Annotated in this window: 1 protein-coding gene; it reads right to left on the bottom strand. The window is 74.4% G+C overall.

From position 1 onward, the window contains the following. On the bottom strand, positions 1–403 hold a 403-nt coding region (locus tag G3I71_RS49200; protein ID WP_164325499.1), incomplete at both ends, for an ATP-binding cassette domain-containing protein.

Raw genomic sequence — 403 nt, 5'->3', positions numbered from 1 at the left:
ATCGAGCTCCCGGGCGTCGCAGGTCTGTACGACGGTGCCCTCGCGCAGTACCAGGACGCGGTCTGCGAGCCCGAGGACTTCGGGTACCTCGCTGGACACGAGGAGGACGGCGAGGCCGTCGTCGGCCAGTTGCCGGATGACCGCGTAGAGCTCGGCGCGGGCGCCGACGTCCACGCCGCGGGTCGGCTCGTCGAGCAGCAGGATCCGGCAGTCCCGCAGGAGCCAGCGGGCGAGCACCGCCTTCTGCTGGTTCCCGCCGGACAGGTTCCGGACGGGGGTGTCGGGGTTGTCGGGCCGCAGGGAGAGGGCGCGGGTGGCCTGCTGGGCGGCGGCCCGTTCCCGCCGGCGGTCGAGCCAGCCGCCGCGGGAGAAGCGGGAGAGGGGGTAGGCGGTGACGTTGCGG

Origin of the sequence: Streptomyces sp. SID12501, assembly GCF_010550245.1 — a bacterium.
GTDB lineage: Bacteria > Actinomycetota > Actinomycetes > Streptomycetales > Streptomycetaceae > Streptomyces.
The sequence above is the reverse complement of the archived record's forward strand: the minus strand, read 5'-3'. Positions and strand labels throughout refer to the sequence as shown.